Source organism: Psychrobacter cibarius, assembly GCA_030686115.1.
Lineage (GTDB): Bacteria > Pseudomonadota > Gammaproteobacteria > Pseudomonadales > Moraxellaceae > Psychrobacter > Psychrobacter cibarius_C.
On record CP131612.1, the window covers coordinates 2208455 to 2233761 of the forward strand.

40 protein-coding genes are annotated in these 25307 nt (G+C 42.9%); 19 read left to right on the top strand and 21 right to left on the bottom strand.

Translation table 11 applies throughout. The features are described 5' to 3' along the window. Positions 1–135 precede the first annotated feature (135 nt). The 13 genes from Q6344_09255 to Q6344_09315 form a co-directional block, all read right to left on the bottom strand. Positions 136–459, bottom strand: a complete 324-nt coding sequence (locus tag Q6344_09255) for a helix-turn-helix transcriptional regulator (protein WLG12793.1) — start codon at positions 457–459, stop codon at positions 136–138. Then, positions 456–833 carry a hypothetical protein gene (locus Q6344_09260; GenBank protein WLG12794.1) on the bottom strand — a complete coding sequence of 126 codons (378 nt, stop codon included), beginning with the start codon at positions 831–833 and terminating at the stop codon, positions 456–458. The genes Q6344_09255 and Q6344_09260 overlap by 4 nt, the downstream gene beginning before the upstream one ends. Further along, positions 830–1507: a hypothetical protein gene (locus Q6344_09265; GenBank protein ID WLG12795.1), complete on the bottom strand. Its 678-nt coding sequence runs from the start codon at positions 1505–1507 to the stop codon at positions 830–832. The genes Q6344_09260 and Q6344_09265 overlap by 4 nt, the downstream gene beginning before the upstream one ends. Beyond that, positions 1398–2264 (bottom strand): replication protein, encoded by an 867-nt coding sequence (locus tag Q6344_09270; protein ID WLG12796.1) that lies wholly within the window; start codon positions 2262–2264, stop codon positions 1398–1400. Before Q6344_09270 ends, Q6344_09265 begins: the two co-directional genes overlap by 110 nt. Beyond that, the gene (locus tag Q6344_09275; GenBank protein WLG12797.1) at positions 2264–2920 is read right to left on the bottom strand and encodes a Rha family transcriptional regulator; all 657 of its coding nucleotides are present in this window, start codon (positions 2918–2920) and stop codon (positions 2264–2266) included. Before Q6344_09275 ends, Q6344_09270 begins: the two co-directional genes overlap by 1 nt. A gap of 70 nt (positions 2921–2990) precedes the next feature. Continuing rightward, the gene (locus Q6344_09280; GenBank protein WLG12798.1) at positions 2991–3197 is read right to left on the bottom strand and encodes a hypothetical protein; all 207 of its coding nucleotides are present in this window, start codon (positions 3195–3197) and stop codon (positions 2991–2993) included. Continuing rightward, the gene (locus tag Q6344_09285) at positions 3187–3357 is read right to left on the bottom strand and encodes a hypothetical protein (GenBank protein WLG12799.1); all 171 of its coding nucleotides are present in this window, start codon (positions 3355–3357) and stop codon (positions 3187–3189) included. Before Q6344_09285 ends, Q6344_09280 begins: the two co-directional genes overlap by 11 nt. Before the next feature lie 8 nt (positions 3358–3365). Further along, complete coding sequence (locus Q6344_09290; GenBank protein ID WLG12800.1) at positions 3366–3830, bottom strand: class I SAM-dependent methyltransferase; 465 nt, start codon at positions 3828–3830, stop codon at positions 3366–3368. After that, positions 3827–4084: a hypothetical protein gene (locus Q6344_09295; protein WLG12801.1), complete on the bottom strand. Its 258-nt coding sequence runs from the start codon at positions 4082–4084 to the stop codon at positions 3827–3829. The genes Q6344_09290 and Q6344_09295 overlap by 4 nt, the downstream gene beginning before the upstream one ends. Beyond that, positions 4068–4298, bottom strand: coding sequence for a hypothetical protein (locus Q6344_09300; protein ID WLG12802.1), 231 nt, complete (start codon positions 4296–4298; stop codon positions 4068–4070). The genes Q6344_09295 and Q6344_09300 overlap by 17 nt, the downstream gene beginning before the upstream one ends. Next, positions 4288–4443 (bottom strand): hypothetical protein, encoded by a 156-nt coding sequence (locus tag Q6344_09305; protein WLG12803.1) that lies wholly within the window; start codon positions 4441–4443, stop codon positions 4288–4290. Before Q6344_09305 ends, Q6344_09300 begins: the two co-directional genes overlap by 11 nt. Further along, complete coding sequence (locus Q6344_09310; protein WLG12804.1) at positions 4440–4820, bottom strand: hypothetical protein; 381 nt, start codon at positions 4818–4820, stop codon at positions 4440–4442. The genes Q6344_09305 and Q6344_09310 overlap by 4 nt, the downstream gene beginning before the upstream one ends. 2 nt (positions 4821–4822) lie before the next feature. After that, complete coding sequence (locus Q6344_09315) at positions 4823–5032, bottom strand: hypothetical protein (GenBank protein ID WLG12805.1); 210 nt, start codon at positions 5030–5032, stop codon at positions 4823–4825. A 115-nt stretch (positions 5033–5147) separates the two neighbouring features. Between Q6344_09315 and Q6344_09320 the strand changes: the two genes are divergently transcribed. From Q6344_09320 to Q6344_09400, 17 genes are all read left to right on the top strand, one after another. Next, positions 5148–5888, top strand: a complete 741-nt coding sequence (locus tag Q6344_09320) for an XRE family transcriptional regulator (GenBank protein ID WLG12806.1) — start codon at positions 5148–5150, stop codon at positions 5886–5888. A 380-nt stretch (positions 5889–6268) separates the two neighbouring features. Next, a complete protein-coding gene (locus tag Q6344_09325) occupies positions 6269–6514 on the top strand; it encodes a hypothetical protein (GenBank protein WLG12807.1) in 246 nt (81 codons plus the stop codon). A 64-nt stretch (positions 6515–6578) separates the two neighbouring features. Continuing rightward, positions 6579–6935, top strand: a complete 357-nt coding sequence (locus Q6344_09330; protein ID WLG12808.1) for a hypothetical protein — start codon at positions 6579–6581, stop codon at positions 6933–6935. A gap of 11 nt (positions 6936–6946) precedes the next feature. Then, positions 6947–7159 (top strand): hypothetical protein, encoded by a 213-nt coding sequence (locus Q6344_09335; GenBank protein WLG12809.1) that lies wholly within the window; start codon positions 6947–6949, stop codon positions 7157–7159. Then, complete coding sequence (locus Q6344_09340; protein WLG12810.1) at positions 7159–7392, top strand: hypothetical protein; 234 nt, start codon at positions 7159–7161, stop codon at positions 7390–7392. Before Q6344_09335 ends, Q6344_09340 begins: the two co-directional genes overlap by 1 nt. Further along, entirely contained in the window at positions 7389–7646 is a 258-nt protein-coding gene (locus Q6344_09345; GenBank protein ID WLG12811.1) for a hypothetical protein, read from the top strand. Before Q6344_09340 ends, Q6344_09345 begins: the two co-directional genes overlap by 4 nt. Further along, complete coding sequence (locus tag Q6344_09350) at positions 7643–8221, top strand: hypothetical protein (GenBank protein ID WLG12812.1); 579 nt, start codon at positions 7643–7645, stop codon at positions 8219–8221. The genes Q6344_09345 and Q6344_09350 overlap by 4 nt, the downstream gene beginning before the upstream one ends. A gap of 11 nt (positions 8222–8232) precedes the next feature. After that, complete coding sequence (locus Q6344_09355; protein WLG12813.1) at positions 8233–8394, top strand: hypothetical protein; 162 nt, start codon at positions 8233–8235, stop codon at positions 8392–8394. Positions 8395–8396: 2 nt separating this feature from the next. Continuing rightward, the gene (locus Q6344_09360; protein WLG12814.1) at positions 8397–9380 is read left to right on the top strand and encodes an ATP-binding protein; all 984 of its coding nucleotides are present in this window, start codon (positions 8397–8399) and stop codon (positions 9378–9380) included. Next, positions 9380–9877 carry a siphovirus Gp157 family protein gene (locus tag Q6344_09365; protein WLG12815.1) on the top strand — a complete coding sequence of 166 codons (498 nt, stop codon included), beginning with the start codon at positions 9380–9382 and terminating at the stop codon, positions 9875–9877. The genes Q6344_09360 and Q6344_09365 overlap by 1 nt, the downstream gene beginning before the upstream one ends. A gap of 20 nt (positions 9878–9897) precedes the next feature. Further along, complete coding sequence (locus Q6344_09370) at positions 9898–10464, top strand: HNH endonuclease (GenBank protein WLG12816.1); 567 nt, start codon at positions 9898–9900, stop codon at positions 10462–10464. Beyond that, positions 10451–11002, top strand: a complete 552-nt coding sequence (gene ssb, locus Q6344_09375) for a single-stranded DNA-binding protein (GenBank protein WLG12817.1) — start codon at positions 10451–10453, stop codon at positions 11000–11002. Before Q6344_09370 ends, ssb begins: the two co-directional genes overlap by 14 nt. 219 nt (positions 11003–11221) lie before the next feature. After that, positions 11222–11530, top strand: a complete 309-nt coding sequence (locus tag Q6344_09380; GenBank protein ID WLG12818.1) for a YopX family protein — start codon at positions 11222–11224, stop codon at positions 11528–11530. Beyond that, on the top strand, positions 11527–11736 hold the full coding sequence (locus Q6344_09385; GenBank protein ID WLG12819.1) for a hypothetical protein: 210 nt from the start codon (positions 11527–11529) through the stop codon (positions 11734–11736). Before Q6344_09380 ends, Q6344_09385 begins: the two co-directional genes overlap by 4 nt. Further along, positions 11729–12454: a nucleoside triphosphate pyrophosphohydrolase family protein gene (locus tag Q6344_09390; protein ID WLG12820.1), complete on the top strand. Its 726-nt coding sequence runs from the start codon at positions 11729–11731 to the stop codon at positions 12452–12454. Before Q6344_09385 ends, Q6344_09390 begins: the two co-directional genes overlap by 8 nt. Then, the gene (locus tag Q6344_09395; GenBank protein ID WLG12821.1) at positions 12447–12692 is read left to right on the top strand and encodes a hypothetical protein; all 246 of its coding nucleotides are present in this window, start codon (positions 12447–12449) and stop codon (positions 12690–12692) included. Before Q6344_09390 ends, Q6344_09395 begins: the two co-directional genes overlap by 8 nt. After that, positions 12685–12954, top strand: a complete 270-nt coding sequence (locus tag Q6344_09400) for a pyocin activator PrtN family protein (protein WLG12822.1) — start codon at positions 12685–12687, stop codon at positions 12952–12954. Before Q6344_09395 ends, Q6344_09400 begins: the two co-directional genes overlap by 8 nt. Here the strand turns inward: Q6344_09400 and Q6344_09405 are convergent. After that, positions 12926–14125, bottom strand: coding sequence for a tyrosine-type recombinase/integrase (locus Q6344_09405; GenBank protein WLG12823.1), 1200 nt, complete (start codon positions 14123–14125; stop codon positions 12926–12928). The genes Q6344_09400 and Q6344_09405 overlap by 29 nt on opposite strands. A gap of 95 nt (positions 14126–14220) precedes the next feature. Between Q6344_09405 and dusA the strand changes: the two genes are divergently transcribed. Next, a complete protein-coding gene (gene dusA / locus Q6344_09410; protein ID WLG12824.1) occupies positions 14221–15195 on the top strand; it encodes a tRNA dihydrouridine(20/20a) synthase DusA in 975 nt (324 codons plus the stop codon). A 66-nt stretch (positions 15196–15261) separates the two neighbouring features. Here dusA and Q6344_09415 read toward each other — a convergent pair whose 3' ends face one another. From Q6344_09415 to Q6344_09430, 4 genes are all read right to left on the bottom strand, one after another. Continuing rightward, positions 15262–16050 carry a CPBP family intramembrane metalloprotease gene (locus Q6344_09415; GenBank protein WLG12825.1) on the bottom strand — a complete coding sequence of 263 codons (789 nt, stop codon included), beginning with the start codon at positions 16048–16050 and terminating at the stop codon, positions 15262–15264. Positions 16051–16126: 76 nt separating this feature from the next. Next, positions 16127–17017: an alpha/beta hydrolase gene (locus tag Q6344_09420; protein ID WLG12826.1), complete on the bottom strand. Its 891-nt coding sequence runs from the start codon at positions 17015–17017 to the stop codon at positions 16127–16129. A 135-nt stretch (positions 17018–17152) separates the two neighbouring features. Beyond that, complete coding sequence (gene sppA / locus Q6344_09425) at positions 17153–18208, bottom strand: signal peptide peptidase SppA (protein WLG12827.1); 1056 nt, start codon at positions 18206–18208, stop codon at positions 17153–17155. 206 nt (positions 18209–18414) lie between these two features. Then, entirely contained in the window at positions 18415–21450 is a 3036-nt protein-coding gene (locus Q6344_09430; protein WLG12828.1) for a ComEC/Rec2 family competence protein, read from the bottom strand. Between the two features lie 323 nt (positions 21451–21773). On the opposite strand from Q6344_09430, the gene Q6344_09435 reads away from it, so the two are divergent. Further along, the gene (locus Q6344_09435; GenBank protein WLG12829.1) at positions 21774–22349 is read left to right on the top strand and encodes a DUF2062 domain-containing protein; all 576 of its coding nucleotides are present in this window, start codon (positions 21774–21776) and stop codon (positions 22347–22349) included. A gap of 183 nt (positions 22350–22532) precedes the next feature. Here Q6344_09435 and Q6344_09440 read toward each other — a convergent pair whose 3' ends face one another. The 3 genes from Q6344_09440 to Q6344_09450 all read right to left on the bottom strand — a co-directional run bounded on the left by Q6344_09440 (position 22533) and on the right by Q6344_09450 (position 25189). After that, positions 22533–22844, bottom strand: coding sequence for a hypothetical protein (locus tag Q6344_09440; GenBank protein WLG12830.1), 312 nt, complete (start codon positions 22842–22844; stop codon positions 22533–22535). Between the two features lie 335 nt (positions 22845–23179). Beyond that, a complete protein-coding gene (gene lolD / locus Q6344_09445; GenBank protein WLG12831.1) occupies positions 23180–23860 on the bottom strand; it encodes a lipoprotein-releasing ABC transporter ATP-binding protein LolD in 681 nt (226 codons plus the stop codon). A gap of 93 nt (positions 23861–23953) precedes the next feature. Beyond that, complete coding sequence (locus Q6344_09450) at positions 23954–25189, bottom strand: lipoprotein-releasing ABC transporter permease subunit (GenBank protein ID WLG12832.1); 1236 nt, start codon at positions 25187–25189, stop codon at positions 23954–23956. Between the last annotated feature and the right edge of the window lie 118 nt (positions 25190–25307).

Here is a 25307-nt window from a genome sequence, read left to right on the forward strand (position 1 = left end):
CACCCTACCCCTTAACAATCTAATTAAACGTCGTTCTACTCATGGTCTCTTTTGACCTGTCGCTATACGTGATGACCACGGTTTCGCTTTTAATCCACTCCGTACTTTGCACCGTCTTTTTGTTGATTATGTTTTTCATAACTCACCCTCTTGGTCACTAAAATCCCCATTGCGCCAACGCTCAACCATGGCTAGTGACTTGCTAATATCAGTTATCACTGGCTTGTACGATAAGATAATGGCGCTATCAGACAGCAGGTTTCGAGTTTCGACACACCATCTATCTATAGCTGTTGCATGTACTGGGTTGCTCAATGCGCCTATGTTGTGCTCATAGTTTGATAGTTGAGCAGGGGTCATATTCATCGCGCTACTCATATCTAACAGCGTCATGTTGTTGTTCATTCGTATAGTTTTAAGCTCAACACCTAGTCCGCAATCAACTCTTGTGTTTTTCATGCTTGCTCTCCGCTTGTCTCAGGCTTGAACATTTTCTTGAACCGCTGAATATCAACGCCACCGTACGAGTATTCTTCTGCCACACCATCAATGCGGTACATAACAGCTGCGGCTCTCACTCTCACATCAGACACTTGGATTGAATACCCATGCTCAATATTTACCCATCTAGTGCCTTCGGTTATATCTGCTAGTAGCTCGTCAAGATTGATAAACTCGTCCAAGAATTGCTGTTCTTGCATATGTCTGACGTGACCATTACGAAATAAGAGCCTAACGGTATGGTTCGAGGTGTCTCTATGCTCATCAAAAGAGCTGCACACCACTTGCACATTCTTGTTTTTTCTAACCCATCGACCTATTAAGTTGCTCATGCGCTCAATCTCCGTAGTTCTGCTAACTTCGCTGTGATTTGCTTATCCGCGTCACTACCTGCTTTAACCACTGTGCGCTCGTAAGCCAACTGTCGTTCTTGCGGTACCTCAAAGCGCGTACCGTTCTTATGCTCTCTGACCACTTCGTCATACACGCCCTGAAAGGTCTTGAAGTAACGGTCGGTTGCACTGGCTAGCGACCCCCAACCAATGCGGTTTGCTGTCTCGTATATCACCTCATGCTTCCAGTTGCGCTTAACGTCGCCTCTCATGCCGCAATTTTGGCAAGCTGTGGTAAATGCTGCCTGTGCTGTTGGATATTCGCTTGCTGCCTCTACTCTAAAAATATTGATAAAGTCTGTGGCTGTGGTAGGAGGCCAACCGTTAAGCTCTCTTGCAAAACATGCCTTGGTTGTACCTTCGATCAACTCTTGCTCTGTCACATCAAACTCATTGAGTACCGCTGTCCATAGCAAGATATTCGTTAAACCCCATTCTTCATCTTTCATTTTTGACTTGAAGTAAATCTTCCACTTGGCAAACATTTCGCCTACTTGCTGCTTGCTAATGAGCTGCTTCGTATTCTTCGAGTTCTCTTGCAATGTTTGCTGCGTAAATATCGGCTGCTGATTGTTTTGGCTGATGTTGGGTATTAGCTGATTGATGGTTTGCATGATTATTCCCCTGATAATTTGTTTGCTGTGGTTTTGGCTGTGCGTTCAGATACCAATCAGCGTTAAATCCTTTCCAATCCTTGGTTATCCAAAAGGCGATTATTTGATCCAGTGTGTGACCAGTTGCCTGTTGAGCTTTTTCCAATGCGTTGAAAATCGTTGTCCAAGCTGTTTTGGTGTTTGAAGTCTTTTTGTCTTTTCTGAGAATTAACAAATCATTCCAAATCTGATCAGATACCGATTCAGGTTTTTCAGGTGAGTAAGATTTCGGTGTTTCTTTTTTTGGTTTATTTTTTTCTATATTTTTCTTTAAAGGTTTTTCTTTCTTTTCTTTATTACCTCCCAAATTTTGACCTAGTTGATGGTCAGATTTTGGGAATCTAATGGTCATATCTTGGGATGCTAGATTTTGGGATGCTAAATTCTGACCATGTTTTCCAGCATCAAAATCAGCAATATTTTCATAATTTAAACTGTAAATAGTCGTCGTTCTCTGCTGTCTTTTTTGGTCTAAGAAACCAAATTCGATTAGCTCTTTTACAGCTTTTGAAACTGTGTTTTTGCTCATATTGCAGTTAGATTGAAGAAAGGTATTAGACAGCCCTTTATCGTCATTTCCGTAACCATCAATCATTCTTACCATTCGCATTAACACGCTAAACGCGACTGGCGATAAGAACGGCTGCGCGTCAAATATCTTGTTGTCTACTCGCGTGTAACCTGTCTCTTTCATTGTTTGCCTCTTAATTGCTTGCATTACGCGACCCCCTCACTTGCTAGGTGCTGAATTACCCATGCTTCACCTTTCAGGCTGAATAACGGCTGTGAGTAGCCCATATCAGTTTGTTTCATCTCGCCAAGCCCTTTATCGACAAACCATTGCTTAAAGGCTTTACCGCGCTTGTGAGCCTTGTTATAAACGCCTATTTCGCTAAGTACGCGATTAAGCATGATTGCTGATAGACCGATTTTTTGACCCACCTGTGTAGCAGTGAGTAGCGTGTGACGGTCAACCACCTTGTCGTAATGCGCGACTTTTGGTGCGTTTTGCTCAATCTGTAGAGCTTGGTTGGCTGCAAGCTGTAACGCCTCAGCGAATGATTGCGGTATTTGTGGTTGTGTCTTTTGCTCTAGTTCAGCCCAGCGGCGATTGATGCGAACTCGCAAGTTTCTGTTGTACCCAGTCATTAAGTCGATGGTTTGCTCTTTGGTTAGTAAAAATTCTCTGTAGGTTTGACCGTTATCGGCTGTAAAAAACGACTCTCCAATTATGGATAGTGACTCCTGAGCCAGAGTTTCATTGAGTAACTCAATATCTCGAACAACATGCCCGTGCTGCTTATCTGCTAGCTTGGCTATTTCACGGCTGCTCATGGTTTTATTGATTTCGTTTACTTGCATAATTTTTTGCATGAATATATACTCCGATTACGTGTTAAGTTTGTTGAAGCCCGATCAGTTGCATCTGATTAGGGCTTTTTTATTACCTTTTACAAATCCAGCCTTGCGGTGCATTCAAATGGTTGTACTTGGCTGAATAACCCCATCTAACCAAAACGCCTCTAAGCACTTCTTTGTTAAGCAGGTGATTAACCTTGTCTTTAGGTAAAAACCCTTCATTGTTTGTGCCTTCGATGACCGCCTTTTCTGCCTTGATACGTGCGCCTGATTTAATCGCTCTACCGACCATTACTCTTACTCCATTTCTTTGTTTGTTTAATCACAATCTGCTTAGTCTTTTTGCTGTAGTGGTTTGATTTGCAGTAAAGCCCCGTGTTGTCTGCTGCTGTGAGCTGTCTAACTCCGTGACGCTTAATGTGCTGCTCTACGTCTGATTGACTGGTTGACATGACGATTCCTAGTTTTTTAAAAAACATATCCAATGTGTATTGGCTCGCTTACCGCTTATGTGTCCGACCACTGGCTTTTGGTCTGTCAACGCTAAAATGTCCTTGGTTAAAATCTGCGTCTCATTCCACTTGAAAATCAATGTACCGTTGGGCTTGAGAACTCTAAAACATTCTGCAAAACCATCTTTAATCATCAATGGCCAATTCTTATCCAGCTTTCCGTATTTCTTGGCCATCCATGCACCGTCACCGATTTTGTCTAAATGTGGTGGGTCAAAAACGACCATGTGGAATTGCTCGTCATCAAACTGCAAATTGGTAAAATCCATTACCATGTCCGGCTCAATAATCAATTCACGTCCATCACATAACGTGTGCTGCTCGCTTCGTTTATCTGTAAACACTGCTCTATCATCCTTTTTATCAAACCAAAACATTCTGCTGCCACAACATGGGTCGAGTATTGTTTTCATAACGACTCCCATGCAAAATGAATTAGTGTGTAAATAACAACTGCTATTGCGATCACTGTCAGCACATTCATGACGCGGTGCCAAAATTCGCTATTCTTTCGCTGTTTCTCAAGCTGCTTGTTTAGCTCTGAGCGATGATTGCGCTCACGTAAAACATCTTGTGCTACGTACTTTTTATCTTGCTCTAGCAGTAAATTGGTTTGATATTCACTCCATGTCTCGCAAGCAAATAGATTTTTATCGGTTGATTTCATTGTTGTCGTCCTGCTCAGTGGTATATTTTTTAGAGTTATCAAAGCCTTCTAAGCGCGATTCAAAAGCACCATAAGCCCAGTAATCTTTAAACTTGCAAACGCTGCAAATAGTAAATGCCTCTAAAATGGTGTAACCGTCTAATGCTTCTGCGTTATAGTTGTTATGCCCACCGCATTTGTTGCAGCTAGTCATTTCGTCATACTCATTTTTCATTGTTGTCGTCCTTAATTTCGTTTCGTTTTAGCTCGATAAGTTCGAGTATGGTTAGCGGTCGGGCGTTGCTCATCATTTCTGCGTGTTGCATTTCTCGCACAAAGGCGGCTTCATCGGCTTGGTTTGGACAGTCGTTGCAGGTCATAGGTCGCTCCGTGGTTGATATGTACCCTCTGCAATCTGCATAGCTGCGTCTGCATGTAAAAAATCATCAACGTCTATTGATCGGTTCATGCCGAGCTTTGCCATGCCAAATAACAAACTGACATGCTCTTTGGCGTAGCACTGCATATCCTTATCGACAACCTTTAATCCACAAGCTGCAAGTAAGTGACAAAGACGCTCTATGTCGCTGTGCTTTGCTGTGCCGTGTGCTTGTTTCATCTTGGTTATAGTGCTGCTGTCAACGTCGAGGCAATTAGCTACAACGAGCTGCCCTGTGGTATCAATGGCTTGCAATATCTGAGATTGCATATTGCGTGACCATGCGGCTTGTTCAGGTGATAATCGTTTTGTGGACATGATTAGGCTTCCTCTAGTTCGTTTTGACATAGCTCTTGATGGGCTTTAATAAGTGCAGCGCCATTGATGTATGTAAGGTGTGGTTTAGGCTTACCGCTTTTTAAATCACTGATAACACCTTGATGTACGCCAGTGATTTCTTGCAGCTCAATTTGCGTTCGGTCTTTCAATAGGTCTCGGACAATAGACGTCCAGTTAATAGTGTTAGTCATAATTATCGCTCCAACGTTTAATAATAATCATAATATCGTAATTACGTTATTTAATCAAACGTCAAAACGATATTTATTTGTATCATAATTACGATATTTGATAAGGGGTACTAAAATGAATAACGAAAAGCTCGGAGATAGGGTTAGAAAAGCCCGTAAACATGCAGGTCTAACCCAAATTCAGCTCGCTAAAAAAGTCGATACATCACAAGGTGCTATATCTGATATTGAGAACGGTAGAAATAAAGATTCGTCTAGTTTGTATGATATTGCCAAAGTTACTGGCGTAAGTACCGACTGGCTGATTAAAAACCAAGGCGAAATGCTTGATGTAGACAAGAAGCCATCTATTGACGACTTAAGAGCACAAATAAAAGCTATGCAGGAGCAAAGTGGTGGTGACCTGTTTGATGCTCCTACAGACACGCAGCATATATCTATTTCCAGTGATTCCAGTACAGTTCCAATACTTAGCTGGGTTGCCGCTGGCAGCTGGTCAAATGTTGATCCAGTGACAATGTCGGACTCTTTAGGTAAAGCGCCCAAGCCGCCCAACTTATCAAAGTTAGGTTTTGCGTTAATCGTTCGGGGTGAAAGCATGCTACCCAAGTTTGAGCCAGAGGATATTATTTACGTTGAGCCTCAGACTGGACTTTTTGCATTAAAGAATAATGATCTTGTTATAGTCCAATGCAATGACGACACAGAAGCGACTTTCAAGCAGTTGGTTTTAGGTGAAAAATCAGAAGATATGTATTTGCGCCCTCTTAACCCAAACTGGCATGAGCAAAAAATGGTGCCCATGGGTGAATGCAATCTAGTAGGTAAAGTGGTGGGTAAATATGTCGAATTCTAATAGCTGGGATTATTTATGGGTGTGCCATATAGTTAAGCACTCGCACTTGATTGAACAACTTCCTTTTGGTTGGTGCGTCTATAGAGAGGCTATAGATTTAGACTGATCGCTCAAACAAACAATAAAGCCGTCCTTTTGGGCGGTTTTTTTGTACCTATCAATATCGTAATAACAATACACTTACATAATAATATCGTAAATACGTTAAAAATATCATCATAGGGGTTTACATTATATCGTAATCACGATATTATAACCACATCGCAACGAACAACGCAGACGATGCAGCGATTAGTTATTTAACAGACGGAGACAACAAGAAGTTATTAAGTCATAGCCGTTCACGGACGGCTATCGCGTACTAACTAGGAGATAAAGGTATGGTTGAGAGACTTCGTGACTTGCTAGCTAATCTTTCAAGCGAGCAAAAAAATCAAGAGCTAGATTTTCAGACTTATGAAAAAGGTAGCTTTGTTTTTTCAGCAGAGGGTATTCAAGCTGATTTAACTGTTTATTGTGATTTTTGCTCAGTAAGCATCGAGAAAAACCCGAGCATTAATAGTCTGTATGAATACGAAGCACAAGGTATAGCTGAGCTATACGTGACAATAAACACTAAATTGTAGGCACAAAAAAGCCCTGAACATCGACCAAGACGCAGGGCTTTACTTACTAATAAGCGAGGTAATTATGACACAGATTATGTTAGACCCACAAGCAGATAGTGATGACAACTATGTTTACGTCATCAAAGACAATATCGGCATGGAGGTCAAGTTTGATGCTGATTATCACGAAGATGGTGAGCGCGGTGAGTATTGGGGCGGTCATCTAGCGGTTGAGGGTGATAGTTGGATTGAGGTTGACGATGTTCGCAATCTGCAAATCACACGAGTTTACGACCCTGAAACTGATGATGATTTTGCACTCGATAGCACAGTGATAAGCGAATCGGACAAGGTTCAGGTTATCAAGTTAATCAAGGCGGTGATTTGCGGTTACATCGAGCCAAAACACAAACCAGCTTACGACCACTACGCAGCATAAGGAGCGCGACCATGTTAAAGAAAATAGTAGATATGGGGATTATCTCCGCAATCTTTTACTACGAGACTGACGGTGATACAGCCGTCATTCATGAGTTAGAGCTTGGCGGTGCTGAGTCGGTACGCTTTCCGCTTACTGATGATTGGGATATCAAGAACTTTAGCAAGATGCTGAGTCGTGAGATTGGTCTTGATGTTGTGGTTTATGAAAGCGAGGTGGTGTGATGAGTAAGCTACCAAAATCAATTTTTGCTAATGCGCCTAGATTGGTTAAAAGTGCGGCTGTCAATGCTGATAAGAAAGTTTATTGGCATAACGTCAAAAAAGACCAGTTATCTCGAGTAGACAACGAGCACGTTATACGTCCATGGATAGTGCGTCAGTCTAAGTATGTTGGCAGGTTGTCTAATACAACCGATTGGCAAAACAGCGCAATAGATAGGGAGTTCTGCCGATGAAACAACTAATCCTGGCAATGGCTATCTACTTTGCTTTTGGCGCCATGGCTGCGTCACTAGCGATGGCTCAAACGGTCATCGTTGACGACAAAGCCTACACGCTCGTTGAGATTGACGGTGAGCTACTTGTGAGCAATGAGTGGCAACCAACGACTGAGCAAGGCTACACGGACGAATATTTGCAGTCTGAGCAGTATCAAACGGTTAAGGCTGCGAATGAATCATTGAGAAAAATTAAGGGTGGTGAGTTATGAGAAATTTAACGATTGGGTCTATCGGTGAAAACGAGCTGTTAGAGCTTGCAGAGACTATTAAGCTGAAAAATAAATTAATTGCAGAGCGAAAAACTATAGCTAGCAACATAAAAGAAAAAGGCAGAGCGTCTTGCTTCATATCTTTTTTTGCTCACGGATTTTCTAGAGATTTATGCGATGAGCAAGGAGACGATACTGTTGGACAGATCTTACAAGCAGCATCAAACAATGAATCTGAATTCATACTAGACAAAGTTTACGATAGCGCAATATCTGATTTAGAAGCAGCTATATCTGAATATACAGTTGAGCAAAACTCGCTAATCGAACGTGACATAGCAAAAGAGCTACTAGAGGTTGATTTGAGTAGTGAGCTGACGGGTAGTGATTTATGCAGGGCGATGTTGGAGCGTGGGGATAATTACATTATGTGTGTTGTTGGAGCTTTAAGAGCACTCGTCATCATCGACACACTTCAAGACGGCAAGTTCTACTCTTTTGGCGCTATGTACGAAAACCCTATCCCAATCAACAACCAAGGCGAACCACTAACAGCAGCCGATGTAGGTTTATAAGGAATAAGACTATGAGCCACCAATGGCAAGCGTACGACCATCACGACACGCTGACGTTCAGGCTGACCGATGATGAGGAACGCAAGTTAATCAGCGCGTGGCAGCAATCAGAGAGCTTTGATGATGTGATTATCGAAGCTCAACAAACACAGAATATAAGACAAGGAATTTAATCATGCAATTTAATAAAGCAGAGCGCAAACGCTCAAAGTTGAGATTAGCAATAGCTGGCGTAAGTGGTAGCGGTAAGACCACAGCAGCACTTCAAATCGCAAGAGGTTTAGGTGGCAAAATCGCCATGATTGATACTGAGAATGGATCATCTAGCCTTTACTCAGACAAGTTTGATTTTGACGTGCTGGAACTCGAAGCGCCTTACACGCCTGAGCGATATATTGAGGCTATTGAGGCAGCGGAGAAGGCAGGTTATGAGACGGTAATTATAGATAGTATGTCGCATGAGTGGGACGGTACAGGTGGTTGTTTAGAGATTAACGCTATGTTAGCTAGCACCAAGTACAAAAACAACTCATACGCTGCGTGGAATGAGGTTACACCACGTCATCAAAAGCTACTAGAGAAGATTGTTACTAGCAAAATCCACTTGATAGCAACTGTGCGTAGTAAGGCTGAAATCGTCAAAGAAGGCAACAAGGTTTTCAAAGTTGGTATGAAGTACATCATGCGTGACGGCTTTGAGTATGAATTTACAACCGTTTTTGACTTATCACACGAAGGCCATTACGCAATGGTCAGCAAAGACAGAACCAGTCTGTTTGACCAAAACACGCCATTTTTGATAACACCTGAAACTGGCGCGAACTTAAACGACTGGCTCAACAGTAGCAGTAATTACTACATGAGTGATGACAACCTTGTAGCACTGAATAAGCAGCTAAACAAGCTACCAGAGGACAAACAGCTACTCGTTAGATCCAAGTACCCAAACTTTGCAAATGAGCCTGATAGCAAGTTCTCAACTATCGACAACGGATTGCAGACTATGCTTGATAAGCACGAAGCAGAACAGGCAAAGATTGAGCAAGCAAACCAAGTTGATGATGATATCGCTCTTAGTGCGATTGGTGATTATGTGCCAATGGATAATCAAGAGCTGCTAAATAGTGCTGCTATGGAGCGAAACAAGGAGAGTGCTTGATGGCAACTATCTATGAATTAACCGACGACTATACAGCAAGACTCACTAAGTTGGGTTATCTGCTACAAGATGGTCAAGAGGTCAGTAATGAGCAAGCAATCGCCCTACTCGACTTGCAAGATAACATCGGTGCAAAGGTCGTCAATATCGGCAAGTACGTTAAAAACCTTGATGCCAGTAGCTCAGCTATTAGCGCAGAGGTGGCTAGATTGCAAGCTCGTAAGCGCGGTATTGATAACCACATCAAAGCACTCAAAGACGCTGCTATCGCTGCTATGGAGCTGCTAAAAATCGACAAGGTGCATGACGATATTATGCCAGTACGTCTGCAAGCAAATAGCCAGTATAGCGTAACGGTTGAGAACCCAAATAGCTTGCCTAGTAAGTACCAAGTGCTAGAGATTAAAGCCGATAAAAAGGCATTGCTAGCAGACAAAGACAGTCTTGATATTCAAGGCGTAACAATCACCAAAGGTCAGCACATCCGTTTTGGCTAAATCAAATAAGAGAGAATATTATGCGCGGAGTTAATAAAGTAATCATCGATGAAACGGGGTGGGATGAATTTGATATGTACCTATCCGGAATGTCTATACCTGAAGTAAGTGAGCGCACAGAAATACCGCTTTCAACACTAAGGTTTAGGTTTAAGAAAGCTGGGATATTAAGAAGTCGAGCAGATGGCGTTAGAGGTGCTGCTGATAGAGGTAGGATGTCTAGCAATAAGGGTGTTAGGCGAGAATTTACTCAGGAATGGTGCGACAACTTAGCAAAAGCAAAGGTTGCGGCTGGTGAGAAAAATAGCGCTGGAATAGATACATCCAAAGGATATGCGAGATTTACACGCGGTAAAAATAAAGGTGAATTTGTGCATAGGTTTGTCATGGAAACATGGCTTGGTCGAAAACTGGTTGATGGTGAGTGCGTACATCATATTGATGGCAGTAAGACGAATAACGATATAGACAATCTTTGCTTGATGACGCTTTCTGGTCACATGAAGTTGCACAGACTACAAGACGAAATAGCAGGTAAACAACGACAACGTAATGAGAATGGAGAATATATATATGAAAGGTGTTAATCGAGTAACCATCATCGGTAATCTTGGCAATGACCCTGAACACCGTCAGTTTAATAACGGCGGTAGCGTGACCAATATCTCAGTCGCAACGTCTGAGCAGTGGACAGATAAGCAAAGTGGCGAGAAACGCGAAGATACTCAGTGGCACCGTATCTCATTATTTAACCGCTTGGGTGAGATTGCAGCGCAATACTTGCGTAAGGGCTCAAAGGTTTATATCGAAGGCAGCCTGCGAACTCGCAAGTATCAGGCTGACGACGGCAGTGACCGCTACGTGACTGAGATACGCGCCGACCAGATGCAAATGTTAGATGGTGCTAGCGGTAATAATCAGCAAGGTAACTACAACCAGCCACAAAACCAGCAACAAGGTTTTAATAATCAAACGAGCAATCAAGGTCAGCCGCCACAGCAAAATCAGCAAGGCAATAGTGCGCCAAGCAATGTGCCAGCGAACAATCAGCAGCAATCAACTATGCCGCCGGGTCCAACAGATGATGATATCCCATTCGCACCTTTCTACGACGGTCAGTTTTAACTAATTATCCTGCGTGGGAGCTAATACACGCCGTTATCGCTGACAGTGACGCATAACATCAGCAGCTGAGATTGACACTCCTTACGTGCTTAGCATGAGCTTTGAAAAAGCAGTCGAGGCAAAGCCGATTGACCTACGATACAGGTCATCTATTTATTAATGAGGATAATAAAAATGAGACAGATTAAGTTTAGATGTTTTGACCATGAAGCGGAAGAAATGATAAGTCCCGAGGAGTTGCTAACTATTCACAACAATAGAAAACTTAATGAAAGCCTAGTTAGTGATGAAGTGTTTTCTTTTATGCAATTCACAGGTTTGAAAGACAAGAACGGTGTTGAGATTTACGAGGGCGATATCCTAGAAGAAGGCGATCAACGCTTTTTGGTTGTTTTTGATAGCGCTTGGGCGAGATTTAAGTTGCAGCATAGCAAGGTCATACAAAACCCAGAATGGAATCGTGGCGTGAAAATGCCTGTCATCGGCAACATCCATCAAAACCCCGAACTTTTGGAGCAAAACCAATGACTAAAAAACTAAACTGGTCAAAAAACGATGTAGCGAATACCGATAGTCATAGCTATCGAATCGAAACGATAGGCAATAGTCATCGTGTGATTTACAGCGCAAAAGGCGACTACCCTGCTTTTCAATCAAGCGATTTTGACAGCGTACAAGCAGCTAAGCAGTGGGCGCAAAACTATCATAATAAGTATGGAGCGAACAATGAGTAATTTACCGTTGAAGGTGTTGCCGTGGAATGCTATGCACACAGAAGATAAGCGAATATTTGTAGAACACGCACAAGGCGCAGGTGTCTTTTATACCGTTTATGGTGCAGTTGACAGCGACTTTGGCACACGTTGGCATGACCAAATGGAAGGCTCGCACGGAAAGAAGGAAGGGTTTGAATCAATCGAAGAAGTTAAGCTCTGGATTGAAACCGACCACTACCCCAGCAAGATGCAGCCGTATTTTAAGCCCGACTCGATAACCGATATTACAGACTGGTTTAAGAGAGCAAAGCCTGAGCCGACTGATAAAGATAGGCTGACACAAATCGGCTGCCATTATGAAGAAGTTAGCGAAATGATGGTGGCTTGTCATGGTGATGAACATCTAGCATCAAAAACCGTTGACAACTGCGCTAGAGGTTATAAGAACTTTTTAGAAGAAATAGCTTTTTCAGCGCAACCACATGACCACATCGAACTACTAGACGCGCTATGCGACCAAATCGTGACCGCTACTGGTGTTGCTTATATGATGGGCTTTGATATTGAAGGCGCATTGAAAGAGGTCATACGCTCAAACAATAGTAAGATGGTCAAAGGCAAGTTTGAGTTTGATGCTAACGGCAAGATTATGAAGCCTGACAGTTATAGCAAACCTGATTTAACGCCATTTATTAGCACTATGCAAAATCTGCATAAAAGGGGTGATTGTGAGTAAATTATACCCAGCACAATTTAAAGAAATGACTAGCAAAATAAGTGGAACTCGCTACAGAGTATTTTTGCGAGATATGCCTTTTATTAGTGGCGGTCAAAATAAATCTTTTGTTGATGCTGCACACACCTGTATGGACGCACTAAAAATATATGCGGCTAGTGGTCAAGAGTTACCTGAACCAAGCACGCCTGAGTATGGCGACATTATGATTAAATTAGATGAGGTGACAGATGACTAACTTTAACACAGAGCAAATGCTAATCATGCGCTATGGGTTTAACCCACTCATACCGCTTGATTTGGTCGCTAAAGACTATCTTAGAGATACGACTATCAAGCAGTACGAGAAGCAAGCGCGTGACAGCAACCTACCCTTTCCAGTCGTAATTAACGGCAAAGGCAAGGCAACTACATACCATGTCCATGTCAAGGCATTGGTACAGTGGATTGATAATGCAGCAGAGGTTGCCGCTAAAGACCACCATGCAATGAACGCATAGCAACCATCATCGCCTCGTCAAAATCCAACACGGTTTTGCGAGGCTTTACGCTGACATATCGCTGCAAACTTGACCATGATTCGTGACCAGTCACCTGTTGCATTTGTGGCACAGTTAGCCCTTGCTCTGATAATCTGGTTGCCGCCTCGTGTCGCAGATCATGAAATCGCAAGTCATCGATAGCGAGCATACGGCAAGCATCGGTAAACATTTTCGAGATATTTCTATTTGACAATGGCAACAGTCGCTTGTCATCCCACAACAAATTGTTGCGCCTCATACTAGCCTTTATATCATCCGCCATTAGCGCATTTATTACGCCCACAGCTTTATCGCCGACCTTAGTATTGATATGGTTGCCGATAGAACCTTGTGGGCTTTTTGCGTCTCTAACGAGCCACCAGCCGTCTTTATAATCCGATATCTGCAATCGTATTAATTCTTCTTGTCGTCTGGCTGTATAGATAGCAAGCCAAATAATCAGGTGCATAGGGTATGCTGATCTACCACGGCGAAAGTTTTTATAAAAGTGCGTGGTCAATGCTTGCAACTCGTCACTGGTTGGTGTTCTATTGCGCTGTTTGCTTGCTGCAACCTTGCGGCTGTACTTTAAGCCAAGCATGGCATCCTCAAATTCTGCTAGATTGACATTTAAACCCCAAGCTAATTTTGCTTGCTTAAGTACGGAGCGCAAGCCTATCATGTCACCATTGAGAGTAGCAGGTGCGATAGGTGATAAACCTTCATACTTGCCTGACAATCGACCATCAGCAAATGCGGTGTAATCCTCACGCCTCAAACTACCAATTTGCTTTGCTGCAATAGGCAATCTACTTATCAGTAGCAAGCTCAAATTATGAGTACGTCCAAACTGATCGCCAAGCTCGTCAATGTACTTTATAATAACGTCTTGCAATCGCATTGACTTAGCTTCACGATTGAGCATAATATCGGGATTAGCTTCAATCTCCGATTCACGCTTTTTTATCCAAGCGGCGGCTAACGCTCTTTTGCTAAATGTCTTTGATTGACTAAAAGGTGGATAACCGTCACGGTCGATACGAACGACTGCCCTATACCGTGTTGTACCATCTTTAGTTTTGCGCTGCGCTATCGTTCCCATTTGTACCATTCTCATATTTGCGGTTGTGGTGCAAATACGGTACAACATAATCACACGTAAAGTCACGCAAAGTCATGTAAAGACACGCAAACCCACGATGATTATTACCATCAAACCTATACCAAATAAGGCTTTAATGCTAAATGCTTGATTTAATGAATAATAAGCGCCTATCAGTTGCACCCATGATTGATTGGACAACGACGGATTATCGTTATTTTGCTCGGCTTTTCAATCCGCATGTTTATTTGTACACCGAGATGATCAGTACGGGCGCGCTGATACATGGCAATCGTGCACGGCATCTGCGCTTTGATACGCTTGAGCATCCGCTGGTACTACAGCTGGGCGGCGCAGATATTAGCGAGATGACGCAATGCGCTGAATTTGCTCAGCAGCATGGCTATGATGAGGTCAATATCAATGTTGGTTGTCCCTCGGATCGCGTACAGCATAATAAGATTGGTGCTTGCCTCATGGCAGAGCCTAATACAGTCGCTGATTTGGTCAAACACATGCAAGCGGCGGTCGATATCCCAGTAACCGTCAAGCATCGTATTGGTATCGATGATTTTGACAGTTATGAGTTTATGGTGGATTTTGTAGAAAAAGTGGCAGCAGCGGGTTGTACACGCTTTATTGTCCATGCACGTACTGCATGGCTACAAGGGCTTAGCCCCAAGCAAAATCGCGAGATACCACCGCTACGTTATGAGGATGTCTATCGTCTCAAACAAGACTTTCCACAGCTTGATATCGAGATTAATGGCGGCATCGATACCGTTAAAGACATCGAAGCACATTTGCAGCATGTGGATGGCGTGATGATTGGTCGCGCGTTTTATCACAACCCTTACCTATTAGCAGAAACCAATAGCTTATGGAACGAACCAGCACCTAAGCGCTCAGATATTTTAGTGCAGCTTTATCCGTATATGGAGGCGCAGATTGCTAAAGGTGAAGCACTGCCAACGATGACAAGACATTATTTAGGGCTGTTTCAAGGACTGACGGGTGCGCGCAAATGGCGACAGGCGTTAAGTGGCAAACCTCAGCTAACAATCGATGATATTAAACGGGCAGCGGATGAGGTGTTACTACTAAATCCTGATACTTAAGAAAATTCATCATTATGATGACAGCTATAAAAGTGTAATAATAACGCCGAAATAGCCATTGTTTATTTAGGCGATTTGCGCAATATATTGCCACATCGCCGCCCCATTATTCACGATATGCAATAATATCGGCAGTAACAGCGAGCCTGACTTGATACGCGCGTAGCAAAATATCAATGCCAGTACCACAATGGTACTGATTTCATAAATACCATACTGCACATGGATCACCGCAAATATCAAGCTGGTCACGACACTTGCTACGATCGCCCCTCGATGCTTTGAATAAGTTGACGAGGTAAATTGCTCTGCGATCGCTGACCATAATAGGCCACGAAATATCAGCTCTTCATAGATTGGCGCGACAATGACCATTGCAAACATCAACAGCCATACTGAGCTGACAGACTGATATAAAGGATCGACGAAGAGCAGTGGCGATTTATCAAGTAAATAAGTCAATGCCTGACTGCCAATCATAAATATCAATAGCAGCCCAAGCAATCCCATACCCACCGCAAATGAGAACGGCTTTAACGCTAAATACTGCCGACTATCGCCGCCTCTTACACGGATCACCAAAAGGCTAATAGCGATCAATAGCACGCAGCCTATAATAATAGAGAGGCTGACCACGGTGCCATCGTTACTACCAAAAAAGAAGATATCAGCCATGGTTGAATTTTTAGAAGCCGGTAATACTAACTTGCCAGCAATATACACGCCTAGCAGCTGACTCATAAAAAATGCCATCAGCATACCAACAGTCAGTAGAAAGACACCCAATCGTGAAAATAGCGGCGTGCGCTTAGGCGGCGTATTAAGATTGTGCGAACCAGTAGCATTTTTTAGCATAAAGTCATTACTCAAACGGATATTTTGTCAGCTCGCATTAACATAAGCAATAATGAGCATAAATAGTCATCAGCGATTATGTTGGTAGTTGCTGCTCAATCAATGATAATACTTGCTGAGAGACCGACTCTGGATACTCAAGTGGGAACATATGACCACCGGCATGGGTCTCATAAGGAATATTCAAACGCGACTTTATTTGTTGCGGAAATCGGCGTTTTAAAAAGATACTGTCTTGACCGATAATCAAAGTAACAGGCGGCTTTGGGCCATGATTTGGTGCCAGCCAATACCAAGATGGATTGGTGCGAAAGACAGCGACCTCACTGGCTTTCGGAATCGCCAATGTCACTTTGCCATCCGCACGCTCATGTAGTCCATGCTTGATATAGCCTTGAAAACTGCGTTCATCAAAGTTTTTGAAAAAGCCTTTATGCCGCATCCTATCATATGCATCTGCGCGGCTCTCCCAGACATCACGGCGATGCTTAGACACGCCAGCTGGTGACAGTTTATCCATCAGGCGGTTATTCATCATCGGCAATCTATCCGCCGTCTTTGCCAAATGCCATAGCAAGCTCACTTTGCCATAAATCCAAGGTGGATCCATGAGTACCGCTTGGGCAAAGTACTGCGGCGCACGATACAATGCCTGCAAGGTACACATTGCACCCAGCGAATGGCCCACTGCCACTACTTGCGTCACACCATGCTTCTCACAGGTATTTTTGACACTATCAATAATCTGCTGTGTAAGACTACGCCAATGATCATCGACTGGATAATCAGGCGTTGCACCCAGCATGGCAATATATTCAATGGTAAAAAATTCTGCTAACTTCTCAAAAAATGGCTGATAAACAGCACTTGGCATCCCATTAGCATGAGCAAAATGCAGGACAGGTTTGTTGGTTATTGTAGAGACAGGTAAAGCAGTAAAAGTTGGCAAATTAATTTCATCACTCATGACAAGCTCTCTTCGATTTAAGTCGCTATTTAGGATATTTTTTATAATCATTGAATCTCATATACAATTAAGGCTGAGCATAATCATACGCTCAGCCTCAACAATCATACACAGTAAATCTCAAACATAAAACGCTTAACGCATCTGCGCATTACCTTCTTCTTGCGGTAAAACATCAAGACTGACACTAGAGCCAATGCCCGCACCCAATTTAACAGCAAAGCGGTCCATGAATAATTGGAACGGATCTGTTGGGCTATAATTGATGACATTACCCAGCTCTAACTGCTTTTCTAAGCTAGCGATGCTGCCTTTCTTATCGGCTAAGCCAAGCTCAATCGACTGCTCGCCTGTCCAGAATAATCCAGAGAACAGCTTATTTTGTTCAGGATTTTTGAGACGATCACCGCGACCTTCTTTCACTGCATTAATAAAATGCTTGTGGGTGTTGTCCAATACTTTTTCGACATGTTTTTCTTCATAATCCGTTAACGGACGTGACAAACTTAAGATGTCTTTGTATTCACCAGCAGTAATCGTCCGATCTTCTACGCCAACTTTATCCATCAAACCTTTGATGTTATAGCTTGGCATAATCACGCCGATAGAGCCAACCAAACTTGATGGGTTTACATAAATCTCATCCGCCGCAGAAGCAATATAATACGCGCCAGAAGCACCCATATCACCAATCACTGCATAGAGTTTTTTGTCTGGATATTCTTTACGCAAATCCATCATAGTCTGCCAAATCTCATCAGACTGTACTGGTGAGCCACCAGGTGAATTGATATCCAATGCTACCGCCTTTGAATTGCTGTTTTCAAAAGCACGGGTCAATGCCTCATTGACATCATAAGCGTTGGCCACATCGCCACTACTAATGACACCTTGTAGCTCAACCACGGCTAAATGCGGCTTGCTAGTGTCAACACCATCTAGACCCGTTGGCGCGCTGCTGCTGCAACTACGACCAAGCGTCAGAAATATCAGTAAAATATAACCAAAGGTCAATAGTTTAAAAAAGATACTCCAGCGACGGGCGCGGCGTTGCTCGACCACACTAGCCAATAAAGTGTTTTCAAGCAATTGCCATTCTTGTCCACTCGGCTGGCTTGGCGGCGACATCGGTACTGGCTGATTTGCCGAATTGTCAGGACGTTTGTTAGGGTCTGGTGGCCAGTTGGGCATATAACTTCCTAAGTCAGAAACAGTCTAAAGCAATAAAAAGAGAAGATAGAAATACAGTCAGTAATAAGGAGCTGCTTCTCACTCCAAATACGGTCACAGTCATCTATATTCATAGGCTGCTAAGTATGGTGGTATTTCAATCATGGTTCAATAGTATAACTGCGAAATATCACTATATTGTAACATTGATTAGATAAGCAATATTTTTATGGCATCGTATTGGTAGTATCTACTGCCGCATTGAGAGACAACGTTGCTTCTGGCATTTTGTCGTCATAAGTGATCATTTCATTGATGGTTTGACGACTTATCACCTTAGCAGTTATCTGTGATGTGCTATGTCCTACCCATGTCACATTACGAAAAGTGCGTGGTTGCTCAGGTGGTTCAACTGGACATAACAATGTCCACATTTGCCAAATACGCTGATGAGTATCTGCATTTAATATCAGACGTGCCCGAGGCATATTGGCTTGATGAGTCGGTGGCTGGCTACTTGATGTGAGTGTCTGCGCAGTGGCAGGTATTGATTTGAGTGGATCAGCCGCATTATATTTTAATACCCTTATGGGCAAGCTGGCATCTATAGCCACCGTACAATCCCAAACACTCGGACTGTCTATGTTGCTCCACCCTGTCAATGCTTGTATGGACAAACCACCATTGCCCAACTGCCACGTTTTGCCTTGTTCACAACGTTGCACACTAATATTCGTAATGTCCTTGGATTGGCTAGTGACTTTATAGGCTTGCTGAAATGCAGACCAATGATCAGAGCGCCCTGCTTGCCAATACTGACTAATAGGTAAATGCTGATTAAGCTGAAAAACCGTCAAAGGCAACAGCTCAGAAGCACTAGCATTAGTAGAAGCAGAAGCAGAAGCAGAAGCATTAGAAGCTAAATACTTCTTATCAGTAGTAAGCGTATCCGTCAATCCAGCACTACTACTCTGCACGACTATACCTTCTAGTGTATCAACTGACAAGCTACCCAGCTGCTGCGCCAATGTCATCGACAGCTTATTCGCCGTTAGATTACTGGGCATCGTTCGTGCGACATTGGGTCTGTGGTCAGATAAAAATAGCCAGCTGATGTTGTTCTTATGCGTATCTGTTGTGGATGACTGCTTATTATTGGTAACAGGATACTGTAACAAAGCAGCGCTTATATAGGGGTCACCCGTTGGTAAGATATACAAGGTCGGTATCGTCGTTAGTGATTGCTGATTGGCATATACTGTCATCATTAATAAGGTTAGCGGCGGCAGTGCCAGCCAACGACTGATAAATCCTCGTGGTAGTAGCCATGGCAACATACTTAATAGTACCATCAGCAATATGGCGACATTCACGGGGGTATAAAGCCACGCTTCTGACAATACTGGTAATGAGGTTAACCACGTTATCAGTTCATGCAATTTCGCGACAATGGCGCTAACAAGCAGCCAAATACTATCAGCAATAGCAGGTGATAAAAGATAGCAAAGCCCTGCCAACAGATTAAGTGGCACAATCACCCAACCAAATAAACCGATAGCAAATAGATTGATGACAAGACCCCACAGCGACGCCTTGCCAAATAATAGCAATGTAATAGGTAATAAAGTAATAAATAGCCAAAATTGTAATTTGAATACACGTTTGCCTATTATCCAAATATGCTTGAACGCAGTCTCTACTACACTGGCATTATGAGCAGATGCCGTTTCTGATACGACAGCTGATTGCGTATATGATGCATCATCATATTTAAGGAGTAATGCCACTGCGATAAAAGATAGCCAGTACCCTGCCTGCCATAATACATAGGGATCAAGCCATGCCATCAACACTGCCAAGGCAAACAACACCCGCATCGTACTAACCGGCAATAATGTTAAACGTACCAAACCTATCGCGAATAACATCCATGCGGTACGAGCAGCAGGTACATCAAAACCAGTAAATAACGCATAAATAAAAGCAGCAGCGATCATCACCCACCAGCGCACTTGCCAACGCGGTACATAACGATAAATCCTTGGCCATAACCGATCAAAAAGCAACACCGCCGCACCCGCCAGCATAATCGCTAAAAACAATACATGAGTGCCAGAGATAGCCAGCAAATGTGAAATACCAGCCAGCTGATATAGATCTTTGGTATCGCGATTGATTAAACTGCGATCACCTGTGAGCAAACTTAAAGTGACCGCTTTTGCCTGTTGCGCTGCTGTGGTCTGTGTTGACCAATCTTGATAAAAATACTGGCGTAATTGCCAACGTCCTTGGTTGATATAAGTCTGAAAACGCTGCAGATATGAAGAAGAGGAAAATGCTGGCTTTGATACCTCAGTATTGGTGACATTTGATGTGCCAACGGTCAATATATTAGCGACTCCATCAATATGACGACCTCGCAGCCAGCGATAACTGTCAAAACCAGATGGATTGCTCAACGCTTGCTCAGAGGTCGCCAGTGGTGCAAGCGCTAAACTCATAAACAGCTGATCGCCAGGTTGTAAGTAATTTAAGCGGTCAAACGGATTGTTGTCCAAATTTTTCTTGGATGATTGTTTTGATGGATTTTTTGGATAACCATTGAGCAATACACGGTACGTGCCATCCTTACCGTTATTGTTATTGTTATTGTTATTGTTATTTAAGTTATTTTCATACAATCTATTATTGCTTAGGCTATTATTTTCATCTATTAGAAAGTTACTGGTCATGGCATCTAAATCTTCAACCGCCAACGCCGACACCAAGGGTGATATATCACTAATGACAGCAACTTGTCGATAGCCACTGTCCGTGGCGACGTCATAAACGCTGTCACTTATTCCTTCGATGGTGACTAATGCTTGTACACGCATTGGCTCAGTGATTTCTGTTAGTTCTGCTTGCTGATGGCTAATCAGGGCTTGCAGCCCACTGCCAATGATTAATCCAATTGCCAATACAGCAACTAAAACATGAGTCAAGATACGAAAGAAGAGTTTAGATTTATGTGAAATATTATATGAAGGATTACGTGAAGAGAGACCCGCAGTATGTTGCGATAAATGGCTGGGTTTTGCAGAAGGTACATTAAACTGGGCAATAACAATCAGTATAATAGCAAAAATAATGAGCGACAAAGATAAGGTGGGAGTATTCAATATATCCATTAACGATGAACTAGTGGGTATCGCCATACTATCTGCGACTGCCAAAACGCCCATCATGGCGATAATAATCAAGCTACCAATCAACCAGTACACCAGCGCTCCTTGCTTGATGAGGTGAATATTAGTTTTTGCCTAAATAAAGCCATTTATTATGATAAATAGCCACTTAATACGACGAAAATGTACCGGAATGCTAAAAAACAGATTGATACTAAAACCAGAAACAACAACTGATACGTCATGCAATAGCATTTATATAACTATTACCCTATACTGACTGACATATTGCGATGATGATAATCTGACATCATTATCCTCTATATCCTCAGCTGTACACTTTATGAATAATATTACTTTATAGCAGACCATCAATGCGATTGAGCGGACTGTAGCTAACGATTACAAAAGGCGATCCTGTGCCCCAAAAACGTCTGAAAGACCTGCTTCCTACGCCAGAGAAAATCTTAGAAAGTCGCACCTTAAAACTGTTCGCACCGCATTTGGCTGATCCACGATTATGGCACTTTAATCGACATAGCTTAAATAAAGCGGTCTATATCGGGGTGCTTAGTGCATTTTTCCCATTGCCAGGGCAGATGCTACTGGCTCTAGTTGGCTCATTAATTTTTCGTGCCAATGTTCCCATGGCACTCGGCTTGACTTGGATTACCAATCCACTCACGAGCTTGCCCATCTTTTATGCAGGCTATTATATCGGTGCCAAAATCCTTGACGTACCGATGATTAGTCTGCGGCTTATCGGCAGGATGATTGCTGATTTTAGCTTATGGGCACTGTCAGATGGCGCAAATCCATTTATTACCTATCGCGGTACGGTATCGATTGCTGCTTTTTGCATAGGCTTGACGATCTTAGCGATTGTGACCAGCATCGTTTGTGGACTGGCATTTAAGGCGGTTTGGCGCTACAAAACCGTCGTGAGCTGGCAAAAACGTCAGCAAGAACCTTCTGATAAATCACCTAAAATCTAATATATGCTGCTGTTATCAAGTCATGGTAACCATAACGTAGCGAACCACCTTTTACTGCTAACCATTCGCTAACGATAGCAATCTAGGTCACCATCTATCCTCGATTTTTCTATGCTATGTCTCGATATCACCTTAAGCTGGCTATGACCTAAAAACAAAAGCCATTTTCTTTGTTGATACCAATCACTCTGCTTCTTTATTCTTTTCTATGGCCGCAAGGATGTTGTCCGTAAGGCTAGTGTCCATCACGAAAACTTCAACCACTTTTTCATCTTTAAGCAATGTATAGCGTTTGCCCGTTGCACTGTCTTGAGCTTTTAGATCATAATCAACGCCAGCCAAAGTAATGGCATCAAAAACGGGTGTTAATAGATCTATTTGTGCCTGTTTATCAATTGTCTCGAATAACGTCGCATCCATATAGGGTTTTAACGGTTCATTGCCTTCTTCGGCACTGCCAAAAGCAGCGATTGGGTCGTCATCTCTATCCATCATAATAGTCCTTCTTCAATCAATTGGCGGCATTTTGCAGCCCCATTTTGCGTTTATTTTTATTAAAAACTTAGTGCCTGTTGAACATAAATTTTGTCGTTCTAGGGTATATCCTCACTTTAGCAATGATGATAAAAGCGAGACAAATTGCCGTCAAACAAGAGAAACACTACAGATCATAGTGATATTAACCAGCAGTTCAGTTCAACGACGTTTGATAAAGTTTAGCCCATGTAGATATCCATTGACTTAAATCAGGACACACCCTACTACTTAGCAACCATAACCATTTACGCTATTAAACTTAAAGCGCTAAAAAATACAGCGTTAAAAAACAGTTAATACTGCTCCCAATGACCATTACGTAGCAATAACTGACGATCCGCCAGCGCTGCTAGATTGCGATCATGTGTCACCATTAATAGTGCGGTTTGCATGGTATTTTGCAGCTCTGATAATAATCCAAACACGCTTTGCGCATTGTCATAGTCCAAATTACCAGTTGGCTCGTCTGCCAAAATAAGCGACGGCTTCGTAACCAAAGCACGGGCAATAGCCACACGCTGACGCTCGCCGCCCGATAGCTCACCAGGTCTATGCGCCAGACGATGCTCAAGTCCGACACTTTCTAGTATCGCAATTGCTTGCTCTCTTGCTGAAGTCGTTGAGACCTCTGGTCGCATCAATAACGGCATTGCAACGTTTTCAATGGCAGTAAATTCGGCTAACAAATGATGAAACTGATAAATAAATCCCAAATGCTTGTTACGCATGGCACCGCGCTCAGTTTCATTCATGCTATTTAACAATTGACCATGTAGCCAGACCTCGCCGCTGGTTGGCGTATCAAGACCACCAAGCAAGTGTAGCAAAGTGCTCTTGCCTGAACCACTGGTGCCAACGATGGCGATGCGCTCGCCAGCATGGACGGTCAAATCCAAGCCAGTCAGTACTTGCGTACTAACCGCCCCTTCATCATATATCTTGTTGATATTTTTCGCCTCTAAAATGGCTGACATAGCGCTTCCTTTATTTTATTTTTTTCGATACTGATTTCAATACTGAGTCTGATACTTAGTTCAGTATTTAGTCCCATACTTAGGCATTTGAGATTACTCGTAGCGTAGTGTCTGGGCAGGCTGAATCTTAGCCGCTCGGCGTGCCGGATAAATGGTTGCCAAAAAGCTCAGTACGAAAGACGCACCTGTAATCAATACCACATCTAGTACACGCAACTCTGATGGTAAATAATTAACAAAATACGCATCAAACAAGTTCAAATTAAAGACTTGATTAATAAAGCCTAAAATATCACTCACTGTAAGCGCAAATATCACGCCCAGTATCGTACCAGCAATCGTACCAATCACACCGATCACCACACCTTGCACCATAAACACTTGGGTAATCAAACGAGGAGATGCACCAAAAGTTTTTAGAATCGCAATGTCCGCTTTTTTGTCGGTAACGAGCATCACTAGACTTGAAACAATATTAAAAGCTGCTACTAGGATAATTAAAAATAGCAGTAAGCCGACCATGGCTTTTTCCATCTGAATCGCACCAAATAGGTTGCCATGCGTTTGTGTCCAATCATTAGGATACAATTGCTGAGGGGCAATAGCGGCAGCTTTTTCTGCTGCCATCGGCGCGGTAAAGATGTCATTAAGCTTCATACGCACACCCTGCGCGCCATCTGGCAGACGCAACAGTTTTGCCGCATCACCCATCGGGATAAATGCCATGAGGCTATCCACTTCTGGACTGATGGTAAAAATACCTGTCAAGGTAAAGCGCTTGAATCGTGGTATCACGCCAGCTGGTGAAGGCGATGCCTCTGGCAGCACTAGCGTCACTTTATCACCCAGTTGCAGACCTAGAGACTGTACCATCTCTTCACCCAGCACAATATTGAACTCACCACTTTGTAAAGTATCAATACTGCCTTGAACCATATGTTCATTGATAATAGAGACATCTTTTTCGTATTCAGGATCGACACCAGTGACCATAATCCCTGCAACCTGACCGTTTGACGTCAACATCCCTTGCAGTTGAATAAAGGGCGCTACAGCTGCCACTTCAGGATCTTCTTTAATTTTATCAGCCAATTGCTTCCAATCACTGATAATCTCGGTGGAAACGACCGTTGCTTGCGGGACCATACCCAAAATACGGGTTTTTAACTCCCGATCAAAACCATTCATGACTGATAGCACCGTGATCAATACGGCAACCCCAAGAGTCAAACCAATCATCGAGATAAGCGAGATAAAGGAGATAAAACCATTACTACGCTCTGCTCGGGTGTATCGTAAGCCGATAAACAACGCTAAAGGACGAAACATATTCAAACTCTTTATCTTATCTACGTGCGACTTTATATATACTATAAAACGAGCAACAGCAAATGCATCTCACACCTGCACTTGCCATAGTCACATATAAATCGAACACAAAAACAGG